Source organism: Modestobacter roseus (assembly GCF_007994135.1).
GTDB classification, from domain to species: Bacteria; Actinomycetota; Actinomycetes; order Mycobacteriales; family Geodermatophilaceae; genus Modestobacter; species Modestobacter roseus.
On sequence record NZ_VLKF01000001.1, the window covers coordinates 855,741 to 873,472 of the forward strand.

Annotated in this window: 15 protein-coding genes; 7 read left to right on the top strand and 8 right to left on the bottom strand. The window is 74.9% G+C overall.

Annotated features, from left to right (window positions below):
• Positions 1-16: 16 nt before the first annotated feature.
• Together JD78_RS04105 and JD78_RS04110 are read right to left on the bottom strand one after the other, a co-directional pair.
• Complete coding sequence (locus JD78_RS04105; protein WP_153357107.1) at positions 17-706, bottom strand: hypothetical protein; 690 nt, start codon at positions 704-706, stop codon at positions 17-19.
• The gene (locus JD78_RS04110) at positions 703-1,500 is read right to left on the bottom strand and encodes an alpha/beta hydrolase (protein ID WP_208103981.1); all 798 of its coding nucleotides are present in this window, start codon (positions 1,498-1,500) and stop codon (positions 703-705) included. The genes JD78_RS04105 and JD78_RS04110 overlap by 4 nt, the downstream gene beginning before the upstream one ends.
• Before the next feature lie 140 nt (positions 1,501-1,640).
• Here JD78_RS04110 and JD78_RS04115 point away from each other — a divergent pair, with 140 nt between their 5' ends.
• Positions 1,641-2,423, top strand: coding sequence for a lysophospholipid acyltransferase family protein (locus JD78_RS04115; protein ID WP_153357105.1), 783 nt, complete (start codon positions 1,641-1,643; stop codon positions 2,421-2,423).
• Here JD78_RS04115 and JD78_RS04120 read toward each other — a convergent pair.
• Complete coding sequence (locus JD78_RS04120; protein ID WP_153357102.1) at positions 2,409-4,061, bottom strand: cation:proton antiporter; 1,653 nt, start codon at positions 4,059-4,061, stop codon at positions 2,409-2,411. The genes JD78_RS04115 and JD78_RS04120 overlap by 15 nt on opposite strands.
• Positions 4,062-4,199: 138 nt before the next feature.
• On the opposite strand from JD78_RS04120, the gene JD78_RS04125 reads away from it, so the two are divergent.
• The 3 genes from JD78_RS04125 to JD78_RS04135 are packed head-to-tail and all read left to right on the top strand — an operon-like array spanning position 4,200 to position 5,495.
• Entirely contained in the window at positions 4,200-4,505 is a 306-nt protein-coding gene (locus JD78_RS04125; protein ID WP_208103982.1) for an antibiotic biosynthesis monooxygenase, read from the top strand.
• Positions 4,506-4,558: 53 nt separating this feature from the next.
• Positions 4,559-4,999, top strand: coding sequence for a RidA family protein (locus JD78_RS04130; protein ID WP_153357099.1), 441 nt, complete (start codon positions 4,559-4,561; stop codon positions 4,997-4,999).
• Positions 5,000-5,003: 4 nt separating this feature from the next.
• Positions 5,004-5,495, top strand: a complete 492-nt coding sequence (locus JD78_RS04135; protein WP_228394935.1) for a polyadenylate-specific 3'-exoribonuclease AS — start codon at positions 5,004-5,006, stop codon at positions 5,493-5,495.
• A gap of 260 nt (positions 5,496-5,755) precedes the next feature.
• Here JD78_RS04135 and JD78_RS04140 read toward each other — a convergent pair whose 3' ends face one another.
• Positions 5,756-7,873, bottom strand: coding sequence for a methyl-accepting chemotaxis protein (locus JD78_RS04140; RefSeq protein ID WP_153357096.1), 2,118 nt, complete (start codon positions 7,871-7,873; stop codon positions 5,756-5,758).
• A gap of 200 nt (positions 7,874-8,073) precedes the next feature.
• On the opposite strand from JD78_RS04140, the gene JD78_RS04145 reads away from it, so the two are divergent.
• The 3 genes from JD78_RS04145 to JD78_RS04155 all read left to right on the top strand — a co-directional run bounded on the left by JD78_RS04145 (position 8,074) and on the right by JD78_RS04155 (position 12,096).
• Positions 8,074-9,411 (top strand): class II 3-deoxy-7-phosphoheptulonate synthase, encoded by a 1,338-nt coding sequence (locus tag JD78_RS04145; protein ID WP_153357094.1) that lies wholly within the window; start codon positions 8,074-8,076, stop codon positions 9,409-9,411.
• Between the two features lie 16 nt (positions 9,412-9,427).
• On the top strand, positions 9,428-10,477 hold the full coding sequence (locus tag JD78_RS04150; protein WP_153357091.1) for a threonine aldolase family protein: 1,050 nt from the start codon (positions 9,428-9,430) through the stop codon (positions 10,475-10,477).
• 131 nt (positions 10,478-10,608) lie between these two features.
• Positions 10,609-12,096, top strand: a complete 1,488-nt coding sequence (locus tag JD78_RS04155; protein ID WP_153357088.1) for a GntP family permease — start codon at positions 10,609-10,611, stop codon at positions 12,094-12,096.
• A gap of 80 nt (positions 12,097-12,176) precedes the next feature.
• Here the strand turns inward: JD78_RS04155 and JD78_RS04160 are convergent, their stop codons facing one another.
• The 4 genes from JD78_RS04160 to JD78_RS04175 form a co-directional block, all read right to left on the bottom strand.
• Positions 12,177-13,364: a S8 family peptidase gene (locus tag JD78_RS04160; protein ID WP_208103983.1), complete on the bottom strand. Its 1,188-nt coding sequence runs from the start codon at positions 13,362-13,364 to the stop codon at positions 12,177-12,179.
• A gap of 158 nt (positions 13,365-13,522) precedes the next feature.
• A complete protein-coding gene (locus JD78_RS04165; protein WP_228394933.1) occupies positions 13,523-14,437 on the bottom strand; it encodes a deoxyribonuclease IV in 915 nt (304 codons plus the stop codon).
• Positions 14,438-14,447: 10 nt separating this feature from the next.
• A complete protein-coding gene (pknB, locus tag JD78_RS04170; protein WP_153357085.1) occupies positions 14,448-16,454 on the bottom strand; it encodes a Stk1 family PASTA domain-containing Ser/Thr kinase in 2,007 nt (668 codons plus the stop codon).
• 154 nt (positions 16,455-16,608) lie between these two features.
• Positions 16,609-17,721 (bottom strand): alpha-hydroxy acid oxidase, encoded by a 1,113-nt coding sequence (locus tag JD78_RS04175; RefSeq protein WP_153357083.1) that lies wholly within the window; start codon positions 17,719-17,721, stop codon positions 16,609-16,611.
• Between the last annotated feature and the right edge of the window lie 11 nt (positions 17,722-17,732).

Sequence of the window (17,732 nt, forward strand, 5' to 3'; positions counted from 1 at the left end):
CCGTCGGCCGAGGTGCCTAGACGACCGCGCCGTCGTCGCCGTCGTCGGAGCGGTCGCGCATGCGGGAGACCAGGATGCCGACCCCGCCCACCAGGGCCGCGACGCCGAACACGAGCCCGGCCTCGAGGGTCAGGCCCACCCGGCCGGGGACGATCACCAGCACCGCGCCGACCGCGATGAGCAGCATCGCCGTCAGCGACGCCGGCGCGAGCACCGGCAGCGGCGGCGGGGGCGGGGGCTCGTAGTGCTCCTCCGGCAGGTCGAGGACCGAGACCTCCGCGGGCGGGGGCGGCGGGTCGTCGCGGGGCTCCTCGTCGACGACGGTGCGCCCGTGCTCGGCCTCGAAGGCGGCCACGATCCGGGCGAACTCGGCGTCGTCGTCGGTGACGGCGCCCGGGCGGCGGGCCGGCTGGTCGACGGCGGGCCCGGCCACCGGTTCCGCGGCGTGCTGCTCGACGACGACCCGCGCCTCGGCGCTGCGGGCGCGGTCGACGAACAACCGGTCCGAGGGCGGGCTGGGCAGGTAGACGTTGCGGGTGTAGGGCGCCACGTCGGTCGACGGCTCCAGGTAGGCGGCGATGCCGGCGGCGGCGAGCACGTCGAGCAGGTGCTCACCGACGCGCGGGTCCACGTCGCGCAGCGGGTGCCACAGCGGTGCGTCCAGTCCGTTGTCCCGGCGGCCGCGCCCGCGGCGGGGCAGCGTCACGGCGCCGGCTCCGTGCTCTCCGCCGGGACCCGCTCGCGGATCCACTCGACGGAGCGGGCGAACAGCGCGGGGGCGTCGTTGTCCAGGGTGGCCACGTGGAAGCTGTCGTGCAGCAGCACCTCGGTGGCGTCGGTGCTGGCCACGCCGGCGAGCAGCACCCGGGTGGAGGCGGGCTCGACCACGTGGTCGGTGACGCTGCGGAAGACCAGCAGCGGTGCCCGGACGGCGCCCAGGTCGGCACGGGTGGCCGCCCACAGCCGGCGCAGCGCGAGCATCGCCCGGGTGGGCAGCCGGGGGTAGGCGAGCTCGGTGCAGCCGGGCTTCTTGACGTCGTTGGCGATCGGCGCCCAGGCGGGGGTGATCCGGGCCAGCAGCGGCAGCAGCTTCGCCTCGGGGCGTTCGGTGAGCAGCGAGGGGTTCACCAGCACCAGCGCGGCGACGTCGTCGGGCCGGCGCTCGGCCAGCCGCAGCGCCAGCGTCCCGCCCATCGACAGCCCGGCGACGACCACGGCCGAGCACCGGGAGGTCAGCTCGTCGAGGGCCCCGGACAGTGCGCCGTACCAGTCCTCCTCCGTGGTGGCGTTCGCGTCCTGCCAGCGCGTGCCGTGCCCGGGGAGCAGGGGGCAGCGGACGGTGAAGCCCGCCGTGGCCAGGTGCTCGCCCCAGTCGCGCAAGCTCTGCGGGGTGGAGGTGAAGCCGTGGCACAGCAGCACGCCGACCGGCCCGCCGGGGAGGTCGAAGGGATCGGCGCCGGGCATCCGGCTGGCGGAGGGCGGCGGGGGAGCCTGGCGCATCGGACCTCCGGGGGACGGCGGACGGCTGTGGTCGGTGCAGGTGGGGCCGGGGACTTCAGGTGGGGCGGGGGGCACGCGGGGACGCCGATTGTCGTGGAGCTGGGCGCTTCCCTAGTCTGACAGCCGCTGAGGGAGGCGCGTTGTTCTACTGGTTCCTCAAGTTCGTGGCCGTCGGGCCACTGGTGCGGCTGGCGTTCCGGTGGCGCCCGGTCGGCACCGAGCACGTGCCGCGGACCGGTGCGGCCATCCTCGCCAGCAACCACCTGGCGGCCGCCGACTGGATCTTCATGCCGATGTCGGTCCGCCGGCGGGTGACGTTCCTGGCGAAGGCGGAGTACTTCACCGCCAGCGGCGTCAAGGGTTGGGCGCAGCGGGTGTTCTTCGGCGGCACCGGGCAGGTGCCCATCGACCGGACCGACGCCTCCGCCGCCGAGAACGCGATCCGCACCGGCATCCGGATCCTGCGCGAGGGCAAGCTGCTGGGCATCTACCCCGAGGGCACCCGGTCGCCCGACGGCCGGCTGTTCCGCGGCAAGACCGGGGTGGCCCGGATGACGCTGGAGACCGGGGCCCCGGTCGTCCCGGTGGCGATGACCTACACCCCGCGGGACCTGCCGCTCCCCGGCGCGCTCGGCCGCAAGGTCAACCGCACGTTCGTCCGGGTGGAGGTCCGCTTCGGGCAGCCGCTGGACTTCTCCCGCTACGCCGGCCTGGCGGGCGACCGCTTCGTCGAGCGCTCGATCACCGACGAGATCATGTACGAGATCATGGAGCTCTCCGGCCAGGAGTACGTCGACCTGTACGGCGCCAAGGTCAAGAAGTCGATGGACTCGACCGGGGCCAGCGCCCGCGAGGTGGTCGGCCGGCTGCAGCCGCCGCCGAGCGAGGCCGCCGACCGGCTGCCCAGCTCACTCGCCGGTTGACCACTCGCCGGCTCCGGCCGGGGCCGGTCGGGCCGGCGGGCCGGTCCGCAGCTCGAGCCGGATCTGGTCGGCGTCGACGACGGCGAGCGCCCGGGTCAGCGTGGCGGCGCTGAACGTCCCGTCGTCCCGGGCGTCCAGCAGCGCCCGCCGCTGCGCGCGGAGGACCGCGAGCTCCGGGCGGCCGTCGCCGACGTGCGGGGTGGCGACCGCGACCTCGGACAGCAGGGTGCGCAGCCGGGCGGCCTCCGCCTCGTCGCCGTCCCCGGCCGCCCCACGACCGGCGCCGAGCCGGGCGACCACCGCGGGCAGCGAACCGCCCTGCAGCAGCAGCGAGCCGGTCGCGACGAGGAACGCGACCAGCACCAGCAGCGAGCGTGCGGGGGTGTCCTGCGGCAGGGTCTGCGCGGCGGCGACCGTGACCACCCCGCGCATGCCCGCCCACACGACGACGCCGCCGTCCCGCCAGGTCAGCGGCTGGGCCAGCAGGGCGTCGATGTCGGCCAGGCCGCGCCGCAGCCGGGTGCGGGCCTGCTCCAGCCACCGGGCCGACCGCGGCCGGCCGCCGCGGCCCAGCGGGGCCGACGCCGCCGGGTCGGCGAGCTGGGCGTGCAGCTCGGTGAAACGCGGCTTGAGCCGGGCGCCGCGGGCGGCCCGCCGGCGCAGCCCGGCCAGCAGCGGCACGACGTACAGCGCGCGCACTGCGAGCGTGATGAGCAGCGCGCCGGCCGCGAGGGCGACCGCGGTCCCGGCGCCGGCGTGGTCGGCGCGCACGTCGGTCACGACGCCGGCGAACTGCAGCCCCATGGTGAGGAAGACGGCGCCCTCCAGCACGAGCTCCACGGTGCGCCAGTTCTGCGCGTCGGCGAGCCGCTGCTGCGGCGACAGCGCCCGGGGACCGGTGTGCCCGGCGACCAGCCCGGCGACGACGGCGGCGACCAGGCCGGACGCGCCGATCTCCTCGGCGGGCACCGAGGCCAGGAACGGCACCGTGAACGACAGCACCGTGCTGACGGCGACGTCGCGCACCCGGGCGCGGACCGCCAGCGCCGCGTGGCCGACGGCGAGCCCGACGGCGGTGGCCCCGACGACCGCGACGAGGAAGTCGCCCACCACCTCCCAGACCGTCACCGACGCGGCGGCGCCGGCGATCGCCGTCCGCAGGAGCACCAGGGCCGTCGCGTCGTTGAGCAGGCTCTCGCCCTCCAGGACGGCGACCACCCGGTGCGGGGCGCCGAGGCGCTTGGCGATCGCGGTGGCCACGGCGTCGGTCGGGCTGACCACGGCCCCCAGGGCGATGCCCCAGGCCAGCCCCAGCCCGGGCACCGCCCAGGCGAAGAAGACCCCGAGCAGGAGCGAGGTGAGCCCGACCAGGGCCACGGACAGGCCGCTGATCGCGCCGAAGTCGCGGCGCATGTCCATCGTCGGCATGCCGACGGCGGTGGAGTAGAGCAACGGCGGGAGGACCCCGGCGAGGATCCACTCGGGGTCCAGCTCGATGTCCGGCACCGCCGGCAGTGCGCCGACCGCGATGCCCGCACCGACCAGGAGCAGGGGCGCGGCCACGCCGATCCGTGCGCCCAGGGCCGTGGCGCCGGCGATCGCCAGCAGCCCCACCACGACCAGCACCAGCGTCTCCACCGTTCCTCCTCCGCGTCCGATCCCGTCCGGTGTCCCATCGGCGCACCGGGACCGATCGGACAGTCGAGCGCTGACGCCGGGCTGACGGCACGCTGACCGAGGAGGCGGTGCGCAGGGTGTCGCCGGGGAGGAGGAACCGTGTTCGCGGTGGTCTACCGGTGGCGGCTGCGGCCGGGCAGCGAAGAACGGTTCCGGGACGGCTGGGAGCGGGTGACCCGGGCGATCTCCGCCGGCTGCGGCAGTCACGGCTCACGGCTGCACCGCGCGGACGACGGCACCTGGGTGGCCTACGCCCGGTGGCCCGACGCGGCGACCCGCGAGCGCTGCACCTTCGACGAGCCGGAGGGGGAACGGCTCATGGCGGAGTCGGTGGTCGAGCGGTTCCCCGAGCTGACCCTGGAACTGGTCAGCCACCTGCTGGCCGAGCCGCCCACCACCGGCTGACGGCGGCCGGCGCTCGGGGAGCGGACCGCGGCCACGTCACTGATCATGGGCGGGTGACCGCGGGGATCGAGCTCGTCCGCCTGCCCGACCTCGCCGCCGTCCCGTACGCGTACGCGGCCGTGACCGACCCCGGCCGGATGGTGGTGACCGCGGGCGCCTGCCCGCTGGACGCCGACGGGGCCGTCGTCGCCGAGGGGGACGTCGCCGGGCAGGCCCGCCAGGTGATGGCCAACCTGGTCGCCACGCTCACGGCGGCCGGCGCCGCGCTGACCGACGTCCTCAAGACGACCGTCTACGTGGCCACCACCGACCGGGCCGACCTCGACCGGGCGTGGGACGTCGTGCGCGCGGCGTTCGGCGAGCACGACGCGCCCAGCACCCTGGTCGGGGTCACCGTCCTCGGGTACCCCGGGCAACTGGTCGAGGTGGAGGCCCTGGCGGTGCGGGACAGCTGGCAGGAGCCGGGGCCGCCGGACGACGTCCCTCTACCGTGACGGCGTGAGCGTGCGCCGGTACTTCTACGACACCGAGTTCATCGAGGACGGGACCACCATCGACCTGGTGTCGATCGGGGTGGTCGACGAGACCGGCCGCGAGTTCTACGCGGTGAGCACCGAGTTCGACCCCGACCGGGCCGTCCCCTGGGTCCGCCGCAACGTGCTGGACCAGCTCCCGTCCCCGGCCGACAAGGCCTGGCGCAGCCGGGAGCGGATCCGGGACGACCTGCTCTCCTTCCTCACCGCGCCGGGGGAGGAGATCGAGCTGTGGGCCTGGTTCGCCGCCTACGACCACGTCGCGCTGTGCCAGCTGTGGGGCGCCATGCCCGCCTTGCCCCGGCCGATCCCGCGGTTCACCCGCGAGCTGCGGCAGCGGTGGGACGACGCCGGGAAGCCGGCGCTCCCGCCCAAGCCCGCCGGCACCCACGACGCCCTCGTCGACGCCCGCTACAACCTGACCCGCTGGCACGTGATCGAGGCCGCCGGGCGGTGACGGTCGCCGGGATCCGGACGCTGCCGGCCCGGGCCTGAGCCGACGTCCCGGGCGCGTACCTGCACGTCCTCGCCGTCGCGCCGGGCGCGCAGGGCCGCGGGGGGCCGAGCACTGTGCGCCAGGTGCCCGTTCCGCTGGCGGAGTGGGCACCTGACGCACAGCGCTCGGGAGCGCGGGTGGGCCGACGGCTCCGGGTGGCCGGGAACGCGACGGGGCCGCCGGCAGCTGATCGCTGCCGACGGCCCCCGGGGCCTCCGCTGTCAGACGGTGAAGACGTTGATCAGCCGGGTCAGCTCACCGGAGAGCTGGTCCAGCTCGCGCGCCGAGGCGCGGGCGGTCTCCACGTCGGCCGCGGTCCGGTCGACGTCGGAGGCGACCTCGGTCATCACGTCGGTCACCGAGCCCGCGCCGTCGGCCACCGAGGTGACGCTGCGGGACAGCTCGTTGGTGACCGCGGTCTGCTCCTCGACCGCGCTGGCGATCGTGGTCTGGTGGTCGTTCATCTCGCGGATGACCCCGACGATCTGGCTGATCGAGCCCACCGCCGCGCTGGTGTCGGCCTGGATCGACTGCACCCGCTGGTGGATCTCCTCGCTGGCCCGCGACGCCTCCTGGGCCAGCTCCTTGACCTCGGTGGCGACGACGGCGAAGCCCTTGCCGGCCTCCCCGGCCCGGGCCGCCTCGATGGTGGCGTTGAGCGCCAGCAGGTTGGTCTGCTCGGCGACGGCCGAGATGACCTTGACGACGTCGCTGATCTCTGCCGAGCTGGTGCCCAGTGCGGCGATCGCCGTCTCGGTGCTGGCGGCCAGCTCGACGGCGCCCTGGCCGACGTGGCTGGCGTCGCTGGCGCTGCGGGCGATCTCGCGGATCGCCGAGCCCATCTGCTCGGCGCCGGCCGCGGCCGAGGTGACGCCGGAGCTGATGTCCGAGGCCGCCTGGGACGCGCTGCGGGCCTGGTCGCGGTTGCGGGTCGCCCGCTCGCCCAGCCCGTCGGCCACCCGGGCCACGCCGGAGGCGGAGATGGCCAGCGACCCGGCGCAGTTGCCGATGTCCCGGATGGTGCCGGCCACCTTGTCCACGAACCGGTTGAACGCCCGGGCCAGCTCGCCGACCTCGTCGTTGGTCGACTCGTCGACCCGCTGCGTCAGGTCGCCCTCGCCGTCGGCGATCTCGACCATCCGGCGGTGCAGCGCGTGCAGCGGCTCGGTGAGCCGGCGCCCCAGCCACAACGCCACGAGGGCACCGACGAGCGCGATGACGACGGCCGCGACGACCATCCCGGTCGTCATCGACGACCGCCCCTGCTCCAGCCGCTCCACCGGGCCGGCGAAGTCGCTGTCCTGCGCGTCGACGACGATCACCCAGTCCCAGGGCTGGTAGTAGGCGACCTGCACGGTGTGCCCGCCGGTCTCGGCGTCCCGGTAGCGGACGGTCGCCTGCTCGCCCGGCTGCAGCGTCACCGCCTTCGCCACGAGCTCCTGGACGTAGGTCTTCCCGTCGGCGTCCGTCGCCTCCATCAGCGAGGTGCCGTCGGCGCTGCCGTCCGCGCTGACCAGCACGGTGCCGGTGCGGTCGCCGGTGCCGCCCAGCACCCACAGGGTGCCGTTCTCCCCGGCGGTGGTGTTCTGCAGGCTCTCGCGCAGCGCCGGCAGGTTCTCCTGCTTGACGCCCACGTAGAGCATGCCGACCACCTGGCCGGCGGGGTCGAACAGCGGCTGGTAAGCGGTCGCGTACCAGGAGTCGACGACGTACGCCGTGCCGCGGTAGGTCTGCCCGGCCAGGACGGCGGAGACCACCGCGTTCGGCGTGCCGTCGGCGCCGGCGGCCGGGATGTAGGTGCCGATCGCGCGGCTGCCGGTGGCGCCGACCACGTTGGTGGCCACCCGCAGCATGTCGCCGGCCGGGTTGATCCGCTGGAAGATGGTGGCGGTGCCGCCGACGAGGGCCTGCACCCCGTCGACCACGGGGGTGGGGACGGCGACGTCGGCGTTCTTGCCCAGCGGCTGGCCACCGATCTCGACGCGGGGGAGCGCGACGGGGGTGACCTCACCGCTGACCTGGTTCTTCGCGTCCCAGGCGACGGTGTTGCGGGTGGGAGAGCCAAGGGCGAAGCCGCCGGACTGCTGGAGGACGTAGCCGGCCACCTGCAGGTCGCTGTCGACCTTGGCCGCGGTCGATGCGCCCTGGGTGGCGACGACGTCGTAGACGCCGTCGGTGATCCGGCTGATGCTCTGGTCGGTCAGGTCGGCGACGTCGGCCTTCGTCTCGTCGGCGAAGGAGCTGCTCTGCCAGCTGCTCACCCCCACCATCACCCCGGCGGTGACGGCGATGCTGGCCACCGCCAGTGCGACCACCTTGGTCCTGATGCCCCTGCGCACGTCTGCCCCCTGGCCTGCTTCCCCGGACGAGATGCCTCTCGCCTCGTACGTCTCATCGGCAGGGGCGGCGGCCGGTGCGACCCGAGTTGGGATCTTGATCGCCGGTCCACCCCACGCGTCCCGTCCATCACAGGCGGCGGGTCTTCCCACCATGCGGACGCGCGTCCCGGGATCGGCGCAGCGGGCCGTACCCTCGACCTGTGAGCCTGCCTGAACCCGCGGAACTGGTCCCCGACCTGGACCGGTGGCGGGGTCTGCCCGCCGCCCAGCAGCCCGAGTGGCCCGACCGCGCCGCGCTGGACAGCGTCCTGTCCACCCTCTCGACGGTCCCGCCGATCGTGGCGCCGGCCGAGGTCGACACCCTCCGCCAGCAGCTGGCCGACGTCGCCCAGGGCAAGGCGTTCCTGCTCCAGGGCGGTGACTGCGCCGAGACGTTCGACCTGAACACCGAGCCGCATCTGCAGGCCACCACCCGCACCCTGCTGCAGATGGCGGTGGTGCTCACCTACGGGGCCAGCGTGCCGGTGGTCAAGGTCGGCCGGGTCGCCGGGCAGTACGCCAAGCCGCGCAGCTCCAACACCGACGCGCTCGGCCTGCCCTCCTACCGGGGCGACATGGTCAACTCGCTCAACCCGGTGCTGGAGGAGCGCATCCCCGACCCGGGCAGGCTGGTCCGCGCCTACGCGAACTCCGCGGCGGCGATGAACATGATCCGCGCCTACGCCCGCGGCGGGCTGGCCGACCTGCACGCGGTGCACGACTGGAACAAGGACTTCGTCGCGACGTCGCCGGCCGGGGTCCGCTACGAGGTCATCGCGCGGGAGATCGACCGTGCCCTGGCGTTCATGAAGGCCTGCGGCATCGACTCCGACGCGCTGCGCGGGGTCGAGCTGTACAGCAGCCACGAGGCGCTGATCCTCGACTACGAGCGGGCCCTGCTGCGGATGTACGAGGGCCGCCCCTACGCGCTCTCCGCGCACTTCGTCTGGGTGGGGGAGCGCACCCGCCAGATGGACGGCGCGCACATCGAGTTCGTCTCCAAGCTGGCCAACCCCATCGGGGTCAAGATCGGCCCGACGACGACGCCGGAGCAGGCCACCGAGCTGGTGGAGCGCCTGGACCCCGAGGGCGTCCCCGGGCGGCTCACCCTGATCAGCCGGATGGGCAACGGCAAGATCCGCGACGTCCTCCCGGGCATCGTGGAGAAGGTCACCGCCAGCGGCCACCAGGTCGTGTGGCAGTGCGACCCGATGCACGGCAACACCCACGAGTCGCCCAGCGGCTACAAGACCCGGCACTTCGACCGGGTCGTCGACGAGGTGCTCGGCTTCTTCGACGTGCACCGCGGGCTGGGCACCTGGCCCGGTGGCATCCACGTCGAGCTCACCGGTGAGGACGTCACCGAGTGCCTGGGCGGGGCCATGGAGATCAGCGACGACGACCTCAACAGCCGGTACGAGACGGCCTGCGACCCGCGGCTGAACACCGGCCAGTCGCTGGAGCTGGCGTTCCTCGTCACCGAGATGCTGCGCGGCTGAGGTGACCGGGGCTGACGTGACGGCGGCTGACGTGACGGGTGCGGACACGGCGGGCGCCGTCGACCTCCGGTCGGACACCGTCACCCGGCCCACCGCCGGGATGCTGCGGGCGATGACGACGGCGCCGGTCGGCGACGACGTCTACGTCGAGGACCCGACGGTCAACGCCCTGGAGGAGCGGGTCGCCGACCTGTTCGGGCACGAGGCCGCGCTCTTCGTCCCCTCCGGCACGATGGGCAACCAGATCGGCCTGCGGCTGGTCTGCGAGCCCGGCCAGGAGGTCGTCGGGGACGCCGACGCGCACGTGTTCACCTACGAGCTGGGCGCGGCCGCGGCGCTGTTCGGGCTGAGCAGCCGCACCGTGGTCACCGGCGGGCCGCTGTCGGCCGACCAGCTGATCGCCCAGGTGCGCCCCAAGGACGACTGGCACGTCACCTCCACCGCGGCGATCGCGGTCGAGAACACGCACAACCGCGGCGGTGGCCTGGTGCAGCCGCTCGGTGAGCTGCAGGCGCTGTTCGGCTGGACCCGCGAGCACGACGTCGCCGTGCACCTCGACGGCGCCCGCATCTGGAACGCGCACGTCGCCGCCGGCGTCCCGCTGGCCACCTACGGCCGGCTGGCCGACACCGCCTCGGTCTGCCTGTCCAAGGGGCTGGGCGCCCCGGTCGGCTCGGTGCTGGTCGCCGACGCCGAGCGGATCGCGGCCGGCCGGCTCTGGCGCAAGCGCCTGGGTGGGGGCATGCGCCAGGCCGGGGTGCTCGCCGCCGCCGGGCTGTACGCGCTGGACCACCACCTGGAGCGGCTGGCGGAGGACCACGCGCACGCGCGGCTGCTGGCCGAGCGGCTGGGGGTCGACCCCGCCGGGGTGCCGACCAACATGGTCGTGGTCGACGACGTCCCCGCCGCCGAGGTCGCCGCGGCCGCTCGGGCGCAGGGCGTGCTGGTCGGGCAGGTGAGCGGCCGGCGGATCCGGCTGGTCACCCACCTGGACGTCGACCGGGCCGGGGTGGAGCGCGCGGCGAAGGTGCTCAGCCAGGTCATCGGCGAGCTCACGGGGCGCTGAGCCGGGCGCGTCTCTCCGAGACCGGATCGAGACCCGTCCTCCGGTCGCGCGCCGGTGATCACCACTGACACAGTGGGGCCGCGCCTCACAGCAGGGTGAGGAGACGACGCCGTCGATCCGAGGGGTTCCCCGTGCCCGAAGTAGAGCCCGTCCTGGGCACCACGCCACTGCTGTTGATCGCGGTGGCCGCGGTGGCCGTGCTGCTCGTGCTGATCATGAAGTTCAAGGTCCACGCCTTCGTGGCGCTGGTGCTGGTGAGCCTGCTGACCGCGCTGGCGACCCGGATCCCCACCGGCGACGTCATCGACACCCTGCTGGCCGGGTTCGGCTCCACGCTCGCCAGCGTGGCGTTGCTCGTCGGTCTGGGCGCGATGATCGGCAAGCTGCTGGAGGTCACCGGCGGCGCCGTCGTGCTGGCCGACACGATGATCAACCGGTTCGGCGAGAAGCGGGCGCCCCTGGCGCTCGGCGTCGCCTCGCTGCTGTTCGGCTTCCCGATCTTCTTCGACGCCGGCTTCGTCGTGTTCCTGCCGATCATCTTCAGCGTCGCCCGGCAGTTCGGCGGGTCGGTGCTCATCTACGCGCTGCCCTCGGCGGGTGCCTTCGCGGTCATGCACGCGTTCGTGCCGCCGCACCCCGGCCCGGTGGGCGCCGGTGACATCCTCGGTGCCGACATCGGTCTGCTGGTCGTCGTCGGCCTGGTCATCGGGATCCCGACCTGGTTCATCTCCTGCTACCTGTTCAGCCAGTGGATCGGCCGCCGGGTCCAGGTCGGCATCCCCTCGACCTTCGCCGGGCGGAAGTCCGAGGCCGACGACCCGCGGGTCGAGGCCAGCGACGTGGACGACGCGGACGGTCCGATGGGCGGCGGCGGGAGCGGCGCCACGGCGACCGGAGGGACGACGACGGCCACCGACACCGCCACCCGGACCGGGCCGCCGAAGTTCTCCTCCGTGCTGGCGCTGCTGCTCCTGCCACTGGTGCTGATCCTGCTGAACACCGGCTTCAACACCCTGGCCACCGCCGGCGCGGTCGACGGCGACGCCGGCTGGCTGGACTGGGTGACCCTGCTGGGGCAGACCCCCGTGGCGCTGCTCATCACCCTGCTCGTCGCGGCCACCGTGCTCAGCCGCGAACGGTTCTCCCGCTCGGAGACCGAGGACCTGCTCAACTCCTCGATCGGCCCGGTCGCGGCGATCATCCTGATCACCGGCGCCGGTGGCATGTTCGGTGGGGTCCTGCGGGCCAGCGGCATCGGCACCGCGCTCGCCGACAGCCTCGAGTCCATCGGTCTGCCGGTGATCGTGGCCGCCTTCGTCATCGCCACCTGCCTGCGCGTGGCGCAGGGGTCGGCCACGGTGGCCCTGCTGACCACCGCCGGGCTGATCGCGCCGGCGGTCGAGGCCGCGGACCTCTCCCGGCTCGACGTCGCGCTCGTCGTCATCGCCATCGCCTGTGGCGCCACCGTGCTCTCCCACGTCAACGACTCGGGGTTCTGGCTGGTCGGCCGGTTCCTGGAGATGGACGTCAAGACCACGCTGCGCACCTGGACGGTCATGGAGACGCTGATCGGGGTCGTCGGCTTCGGCATCGCCTGGGTGCTCAGCGGCATCGTCTGACGCGCCGCCCCGGGTGCGGACGACGCCGGCCGGGCAGTCCTCCAGGGGAACTGCCCGGCCGGCGCCGTGACGACGGTGGCTCAGTAGGCGCTGAACAGCAGGTCGTTGTTCGCCGTCCGGGTGGTCCGGACGGCGTCCCGGGTGGTGCCGGCGGTGATCGCCGCGCCCACCGCCGCCGGGGAGGCGGCCGGGTTGCCCTGCAGGTGGAGCGCCGCGACGCCGGCCACGTGCGGGGTGGCCATCGACGTGCCGCTGATGGTGCTGGTCGCGGTGTCGCCGGTGTACCAGTCGCTGGTGATCCCCACGCCCGGGGCGAACAGGTCCACGCAGCTGCCGTAGTTGCTGAACGACGCCGGGGCGTCGGTGCGGTCCGTCGCGCCGACGGTCAGGGCGCCGGCGACCCGGGCGGGTGAGGAGTTGCAGGCGTTCTGCGGCACGCCCTGGGCGTTGCCGTTGCCCGCGGCCACCGCGTAGGTGACGCCGTCGGCGATCGAGCGGGCCACCGCGTTGTCCAGCGCGGTGCTCGCGCCACCACCGAGGCTCATGTTGGCCACGGCCGGCTGCCCCGGCTGGTGGTGGGCGGTGACCCAGTCGATGCCGGCGATGACCCCCGCGTTGGTTCCGCTCCCTGCGCAGTCCAGCACCCGGACGGCCACCAGACGCACGCCCTTGGCCACGCCGTGGGTGGTGCCGCCGACGGTGCCGGCCACGTGGGTGCCGTGCCCGTTGCAGTCGTCGGCGCTGCCGCCGTCGACCGCGTCGTAGCCGGAGACCGCCCGGCCGCCGAAGTCGCCGTGGGTGAGCCGGACGCCGGTGTCGATGACGTAGGCGGTGACGCCGGCGCCGGTGGCGGTGTAGCCGTAGGTGCCGGTGAGCGGCAGCGCACGCTGGTCGGTGCGGTCCAGGCCCCAGGTGGCCGCCGACTGGGTCGCGCTCAGCCCCACCGGCGCGTCCTTCTCGACGCCGGCCACGCCGGGGAGGGTGGCCAGCCGGTCGGCGACGGCCGTGGGCAGCTCGACCGCGAACCCGCTGAGCGCGGCGGTGTAGACGTGCTCGACCTCACCGTCGAACCGCTGGGCGGCCCGCTCGGCGATCGCGGCCGCGGGCGAGCCGGGCACCAGGCTGACGATGTAGGTCTCCCGGGGCCCGGACGGCGCGGCGGACGCGGTGCCGGCGGTGGCCCCGAGGCCGGTGGCGACGAGCGCGGTCAGCGCTGCGGCGGTGAAGGCCGTGCCGGTCAGGGTCCGGCGGGGGAGGGAGTTGAGCACAGGGGTCTCCTCGGTCGACGCGGCCGCACTCTCAGGTACGACTCAGACACGGAGAGTCAAAGCGCACCAGCGCCGTCCGGTAAAGACCGGATCCGGTGGGATCGATCCCGGACCGGCGAGTCGCCCGGACTCGCCCATGCGACTCGCCGACGGCCCGGTCAGCCGGGCAGGGGAGTGCCGTCGCGCAGCGCGCACAGCAGCGCGATGTCGCGGGCGTGCCCGTCGTCCGCGCTCGGGGTCTCCACGACCACCGGGACACCGGCCATCAGCGGGTGGGTGAACAGCTCGCCGAACGGGGCGACGCCGATGGAGCCCGCGCCGATGGTGGTGTGCCGGTCGCGGGTGGAGCCGCGCGCGTCGAGGGAGTCGTTGGCGTGCACCAGGCCGAGCCGGCCCGGGCCGACGGTCGCCTCCAGCACGGTGAGCATCGCCGTCATGCCGCCGGGGGAGGCCAGGTCGTGGCCGGCGGCCCAGGCGTGACAGGTGTCCAGGCAGACCCCGACCGCGGGGTGGTGCTCCACCGCGGCCAGGTAGGGCCCCAGGTCCTCCACGGTGGCGGCGAGGGACTTCCCGCCGCCGGCGGTCGGCTCGATCAGCAGCCGCGGCGCCCCCTCGGGCAGCTCGTCCAGCACCGGCAGCAGCCGGTCGTGCAGCTGGGCCAGCGCCGCCTCGTAGCGGTCGGCGCCCACCGAGGAGCCCGCGTGGACCACGACGCCGGCGCAGCCGAGCTCGTGGCCGCGGGCCAGGTTGTGCCGGATGGTCGCGATCGACTGCTCGACGGTCGCCTCGCTGGGCGAGCCGACGTTGACCAGGAACGGGGTGTGGATGAACGAGGGCACCCCGCGCTCGGCGCAGCCGACGGTGAAGGCGGCGTCCTGCGCCGGGTCCCCGGCGCTGGGCTTCCAGCCGCGCGGGTTGCCGACGAACACCTGGACGGCGCGGGCGCCGACGGCGTCGGTGTAGGCGAGCCCGCCCTTGGCCAGGCCGCCCTTGACCTGGATGTGCGCCCCGACGGGCGGCGGCGCGGTCGGTGCGGGATCGGCGGAGAGCAGGGTGGTGCTGGGGGAGGTCACGAGGAAGGGGTCACCCGAAGCTGATGAGGATGCGGACGGTGCTGCCCTGGTCGACGACCTCGCCGGCCCGGGGGCTCTGCTGGAACACGCGGTCGCCCGCGATGAACTGCGTCTGCTCGACCTCCAGGCCCGCCTGCGTGAGCAGCGCGGTCGCCTCGTCCCTGGACTTGCCCTTCACGTCGGGCACGGTCACCTGGGGCACGCCCTCGGAGACGGTGATGGTGACGGTGCTCCCGTAGGGCTGGGCGGCGTCCCCGGGGCCGGGGCTCACCGCCATCACCTCGCCGGGGTCCACGTCGGCGCTGCGCCCGGTGGCGGTGGCGACCTCGAAGCCGCGCTCGGTCAGGTTGGCGGTCGCGGCGTCCGGGCTCAGGCCGACGACGTCGGGCACCTTCACCGGGGCCCGCCCGGCGCTGACCACCGCGGTCACCGTGTCACCGCGCTTGAGCTCGGTGCCCGCCGCCGGCTCGAAGCCCAGCACGGTGCCCCGGGGCTGCTCGTCGTCGAACTCCTCGCGCGAGGTCAGGGTCACCGGCACCCCGCCCTCGGTGAGCGCGGCCTGCACGGCCTCCAGTGGCTGCCCGACCAGCGCGGGGTCGACCTCGAACCGCTCCCGGCCCTTGGAGAGCACCAGGGTCACGTCACTGCCGCGGATGGCCTCGCCGTCGGCGGGGTCGGCCGAGATCACCGTGCCCGCCGGGACGTCCTCGCTGAAGACCTCCTCGCCGAAGACCGGGTCGAGCCCGGCCTCCTGGAGCAGGCCGACCGCGGTGTCCCGGTCCTGGTTGAGCAGGTCGGGCACGTCGGTGAACCGGCCGCTGCCCAGCCACCAGCCGACCGCGCCGATGGTGATCGCCAGCAGCAGCACGACGGCCATGGCCAGCCGCGCCCGGCGGCGGCGGATGTGCGGGGGGACGCCCGGCCGGACCGTGGGCTGCCGGGGCGCCGGGGACCGCGCACCGCCCAGGTGCGCGGTGGCGCCGCTGCCGCCCAGCACGGTGGTGCCCCGGCTGCGGCCGCCGCCGAGCACCTCGGTGCGCGGCTCGCTGCGGCCGGTGCCCGGCGCGCTCGCCGAACGGGGGCGCGGCGCGGTCGTCCGGTTCACCGGGCGCATCGCCGCGGGGCCGTCGGTGGTGCGCCCGGTGGGCACCGGCACCCGGGCGAGGCCCAGGTCGGTGCGCAGGTCGATGAGCTCGGCGAGGAAGGCCCCGGCGTCCAGCGGCCGGGCGGCGGGTTCGCGGCGCGTCGTGCGCGCGACCAGCTCGTCGACCTGCCACGGCACGCCCGGCACCTCCGCCGACGGCGCCGGCACGTCGTGGTGCACGTGCTGGTAGGCGACCGCGAGCGCGGTGTCACCCTGGTACGGCGGGTGCCCGGTGAGCAGCTCGTAGAGCATGATCCCCGCGGCGTAGACGTCGCTGCGGGCGTCGCTGCGCCCGCGCTCGAGCTGCTCGGGGGACAGGTAGGCGACGGTGCCGATGAGCACCCCGCCGGTGTGGCTGGTCTGCCCGGTGCCGGCGACCGCCCGGGCCAGCCCGAAGTCGGCGACCTTGACCTCGCCGTCGGTGGAGATCAGCACGTTCTCGGGCTTGACGTCGCGGTGCGCGATCCCCGCCCGGTGGGCCGCGGTGAGGCCGGCCAGCACCGGCTCCAGCACGGCGAACGCCTCCCCGACGGTGAGCCGGCCGCGGGCCTGCAGCAGGTCGCGCAGCGTGCGCCCGCGGACCAGCTCCATCACCAGGAAGACCAGGCCCTGGTCGGCGCCCTGGTCGCTGACCGAGACGACGTTGACGTGGCTGAGCATCGCCGTGGCCCGGGCCTCCCGGGTGAACCGGTCGACGAACGCGGGGTCGTGGGCGAGGTGCTCGGCCATCACCTTCACCGCGACGGTGCGGTGCAGCCGCAGGTCGGTGGCGGCGTAGACGGTGGACATGCCGCCGCGGGCGAGGCGCTCCTCGAGGCGGTAGCGCCCCTCGAGGAGCAGGCCGACCGCGGGGTCGGTCACGACGGTGTCCACGGCGGTGAGTCTAGGAGCGGATCCCGCCGGCTGGACGAAACGACGCGGACTCGTCGGGGCGGTGGGCCGGGTGTGACCCGATGGGCTGGACGGACGGTGGGGCGCCGGTCCACGTCCTGGCCGACCGGGGCCGCGATCGACCAGCCGCCGTCGCTCAGCCCGCGGGCCGTCCCGCCCGGACGACGGTGTCGCGGGGGACGGACCGCACGTCGTCGAGGCCGCACACCACCATGGTGTGCGACAGCTCCCCGGTCAGGCCACCCAGCACCCGCGCCACGCCGTCGGCGCCGCCGGCCGCCAGCCCCCACGTGGTCGGCCGCGCGACGAACACCGCGCGGGCGCCCAGGGCCAGCGCGACCAGCACGTCCGAACCCGAGCGGATGCCGCCGTCGACGTAGACGTCGACCTCGCCGGCCACCGCGTCGACCACCTCCGGCAGCGCGTCGGCGCTGGCCACGACCGGGTCGGCCTGCCGGCCGCCGTGCGTGGAGACCCACACGGCCGCGGCGCCGGCCTGCACGCAGCGGACCGCGTCGTCACCGCGGAGGACGCCCTTGACCACCACCGGCAGCCCGGAAAGGTCGGCCAGGCGGCGGATGTCGGCCGACGTCCAGGCCGGCGACTCGGCCGCCCGCATCGAGACCGGTGCGCCACCGGCGCCGGGGTGGTTGGCCATCGGCAGCCCGGCGGGGAGGTCGAAGCCGTTGCGCAGGTCACGCAGCCGCCGGCCGAGCACCGGGACGTCGACGGTCAGCACCAGGGCGGTGTAGCCGGCGGCACCGGCCCGCCGGGCCAGGTCGTCGGTGTACTCGCGGGAGTGCAGCTGGTAGAGCTGGAACCAGCGTGGCCCGGCCGGGGTGACCGCGGCGACGTCGGCCAGGGCGGTGTTCGCGCTGGTGGAGACGGTCATCAGCGCGCCCACCTCGGCCGCACCCCGGGCGGTGGCGCGTTCGCCGTCCGGGTGCGCCATCGCCTGGAACCCCCAGGGCGCCACCCCGACCGGGGTCGCCACCGGTTCGCCCAGCAGCGTCGTCGCCAGCCGCGGCGGGGCGTCGCCGCGGAGGACCCGCGGGCGCAGCCGCCAGCCGCGCCAGGCCGCGGTCGCCTCGCCCAGGGTGATCTCCGCCCCGGCGCCACCGGCGTAGTAGTCGTGGACGGCGGCCGGCAGCTGCTGCCGGGCCGCCTCCTCCAGCGCCGCCAGGTCCAGGAAGAGGGGTGGGCTGTCGGGGTCGCCCGGGCCCGTCGCCGCGTTCGCAGAGCTCGCCATAGGCTGGGAGC

Coding starts and splice junctions, on each gene's coding strand:
- JD78_RS04110 (WP_208103981.1), bottom strand. CDS start 1,500: ATGCGCCAGGCTCCCCCGCCGCCCTCCGCCAGCCGGATGCCCGGCGCC.
- JD78_RS04175 (WP_153357083.1), bottom strand. CDS start 17,721: ATGGCGAGCTCTGCGAACGCGGCGACGGGCCCGGGCGACCCCGACAGC.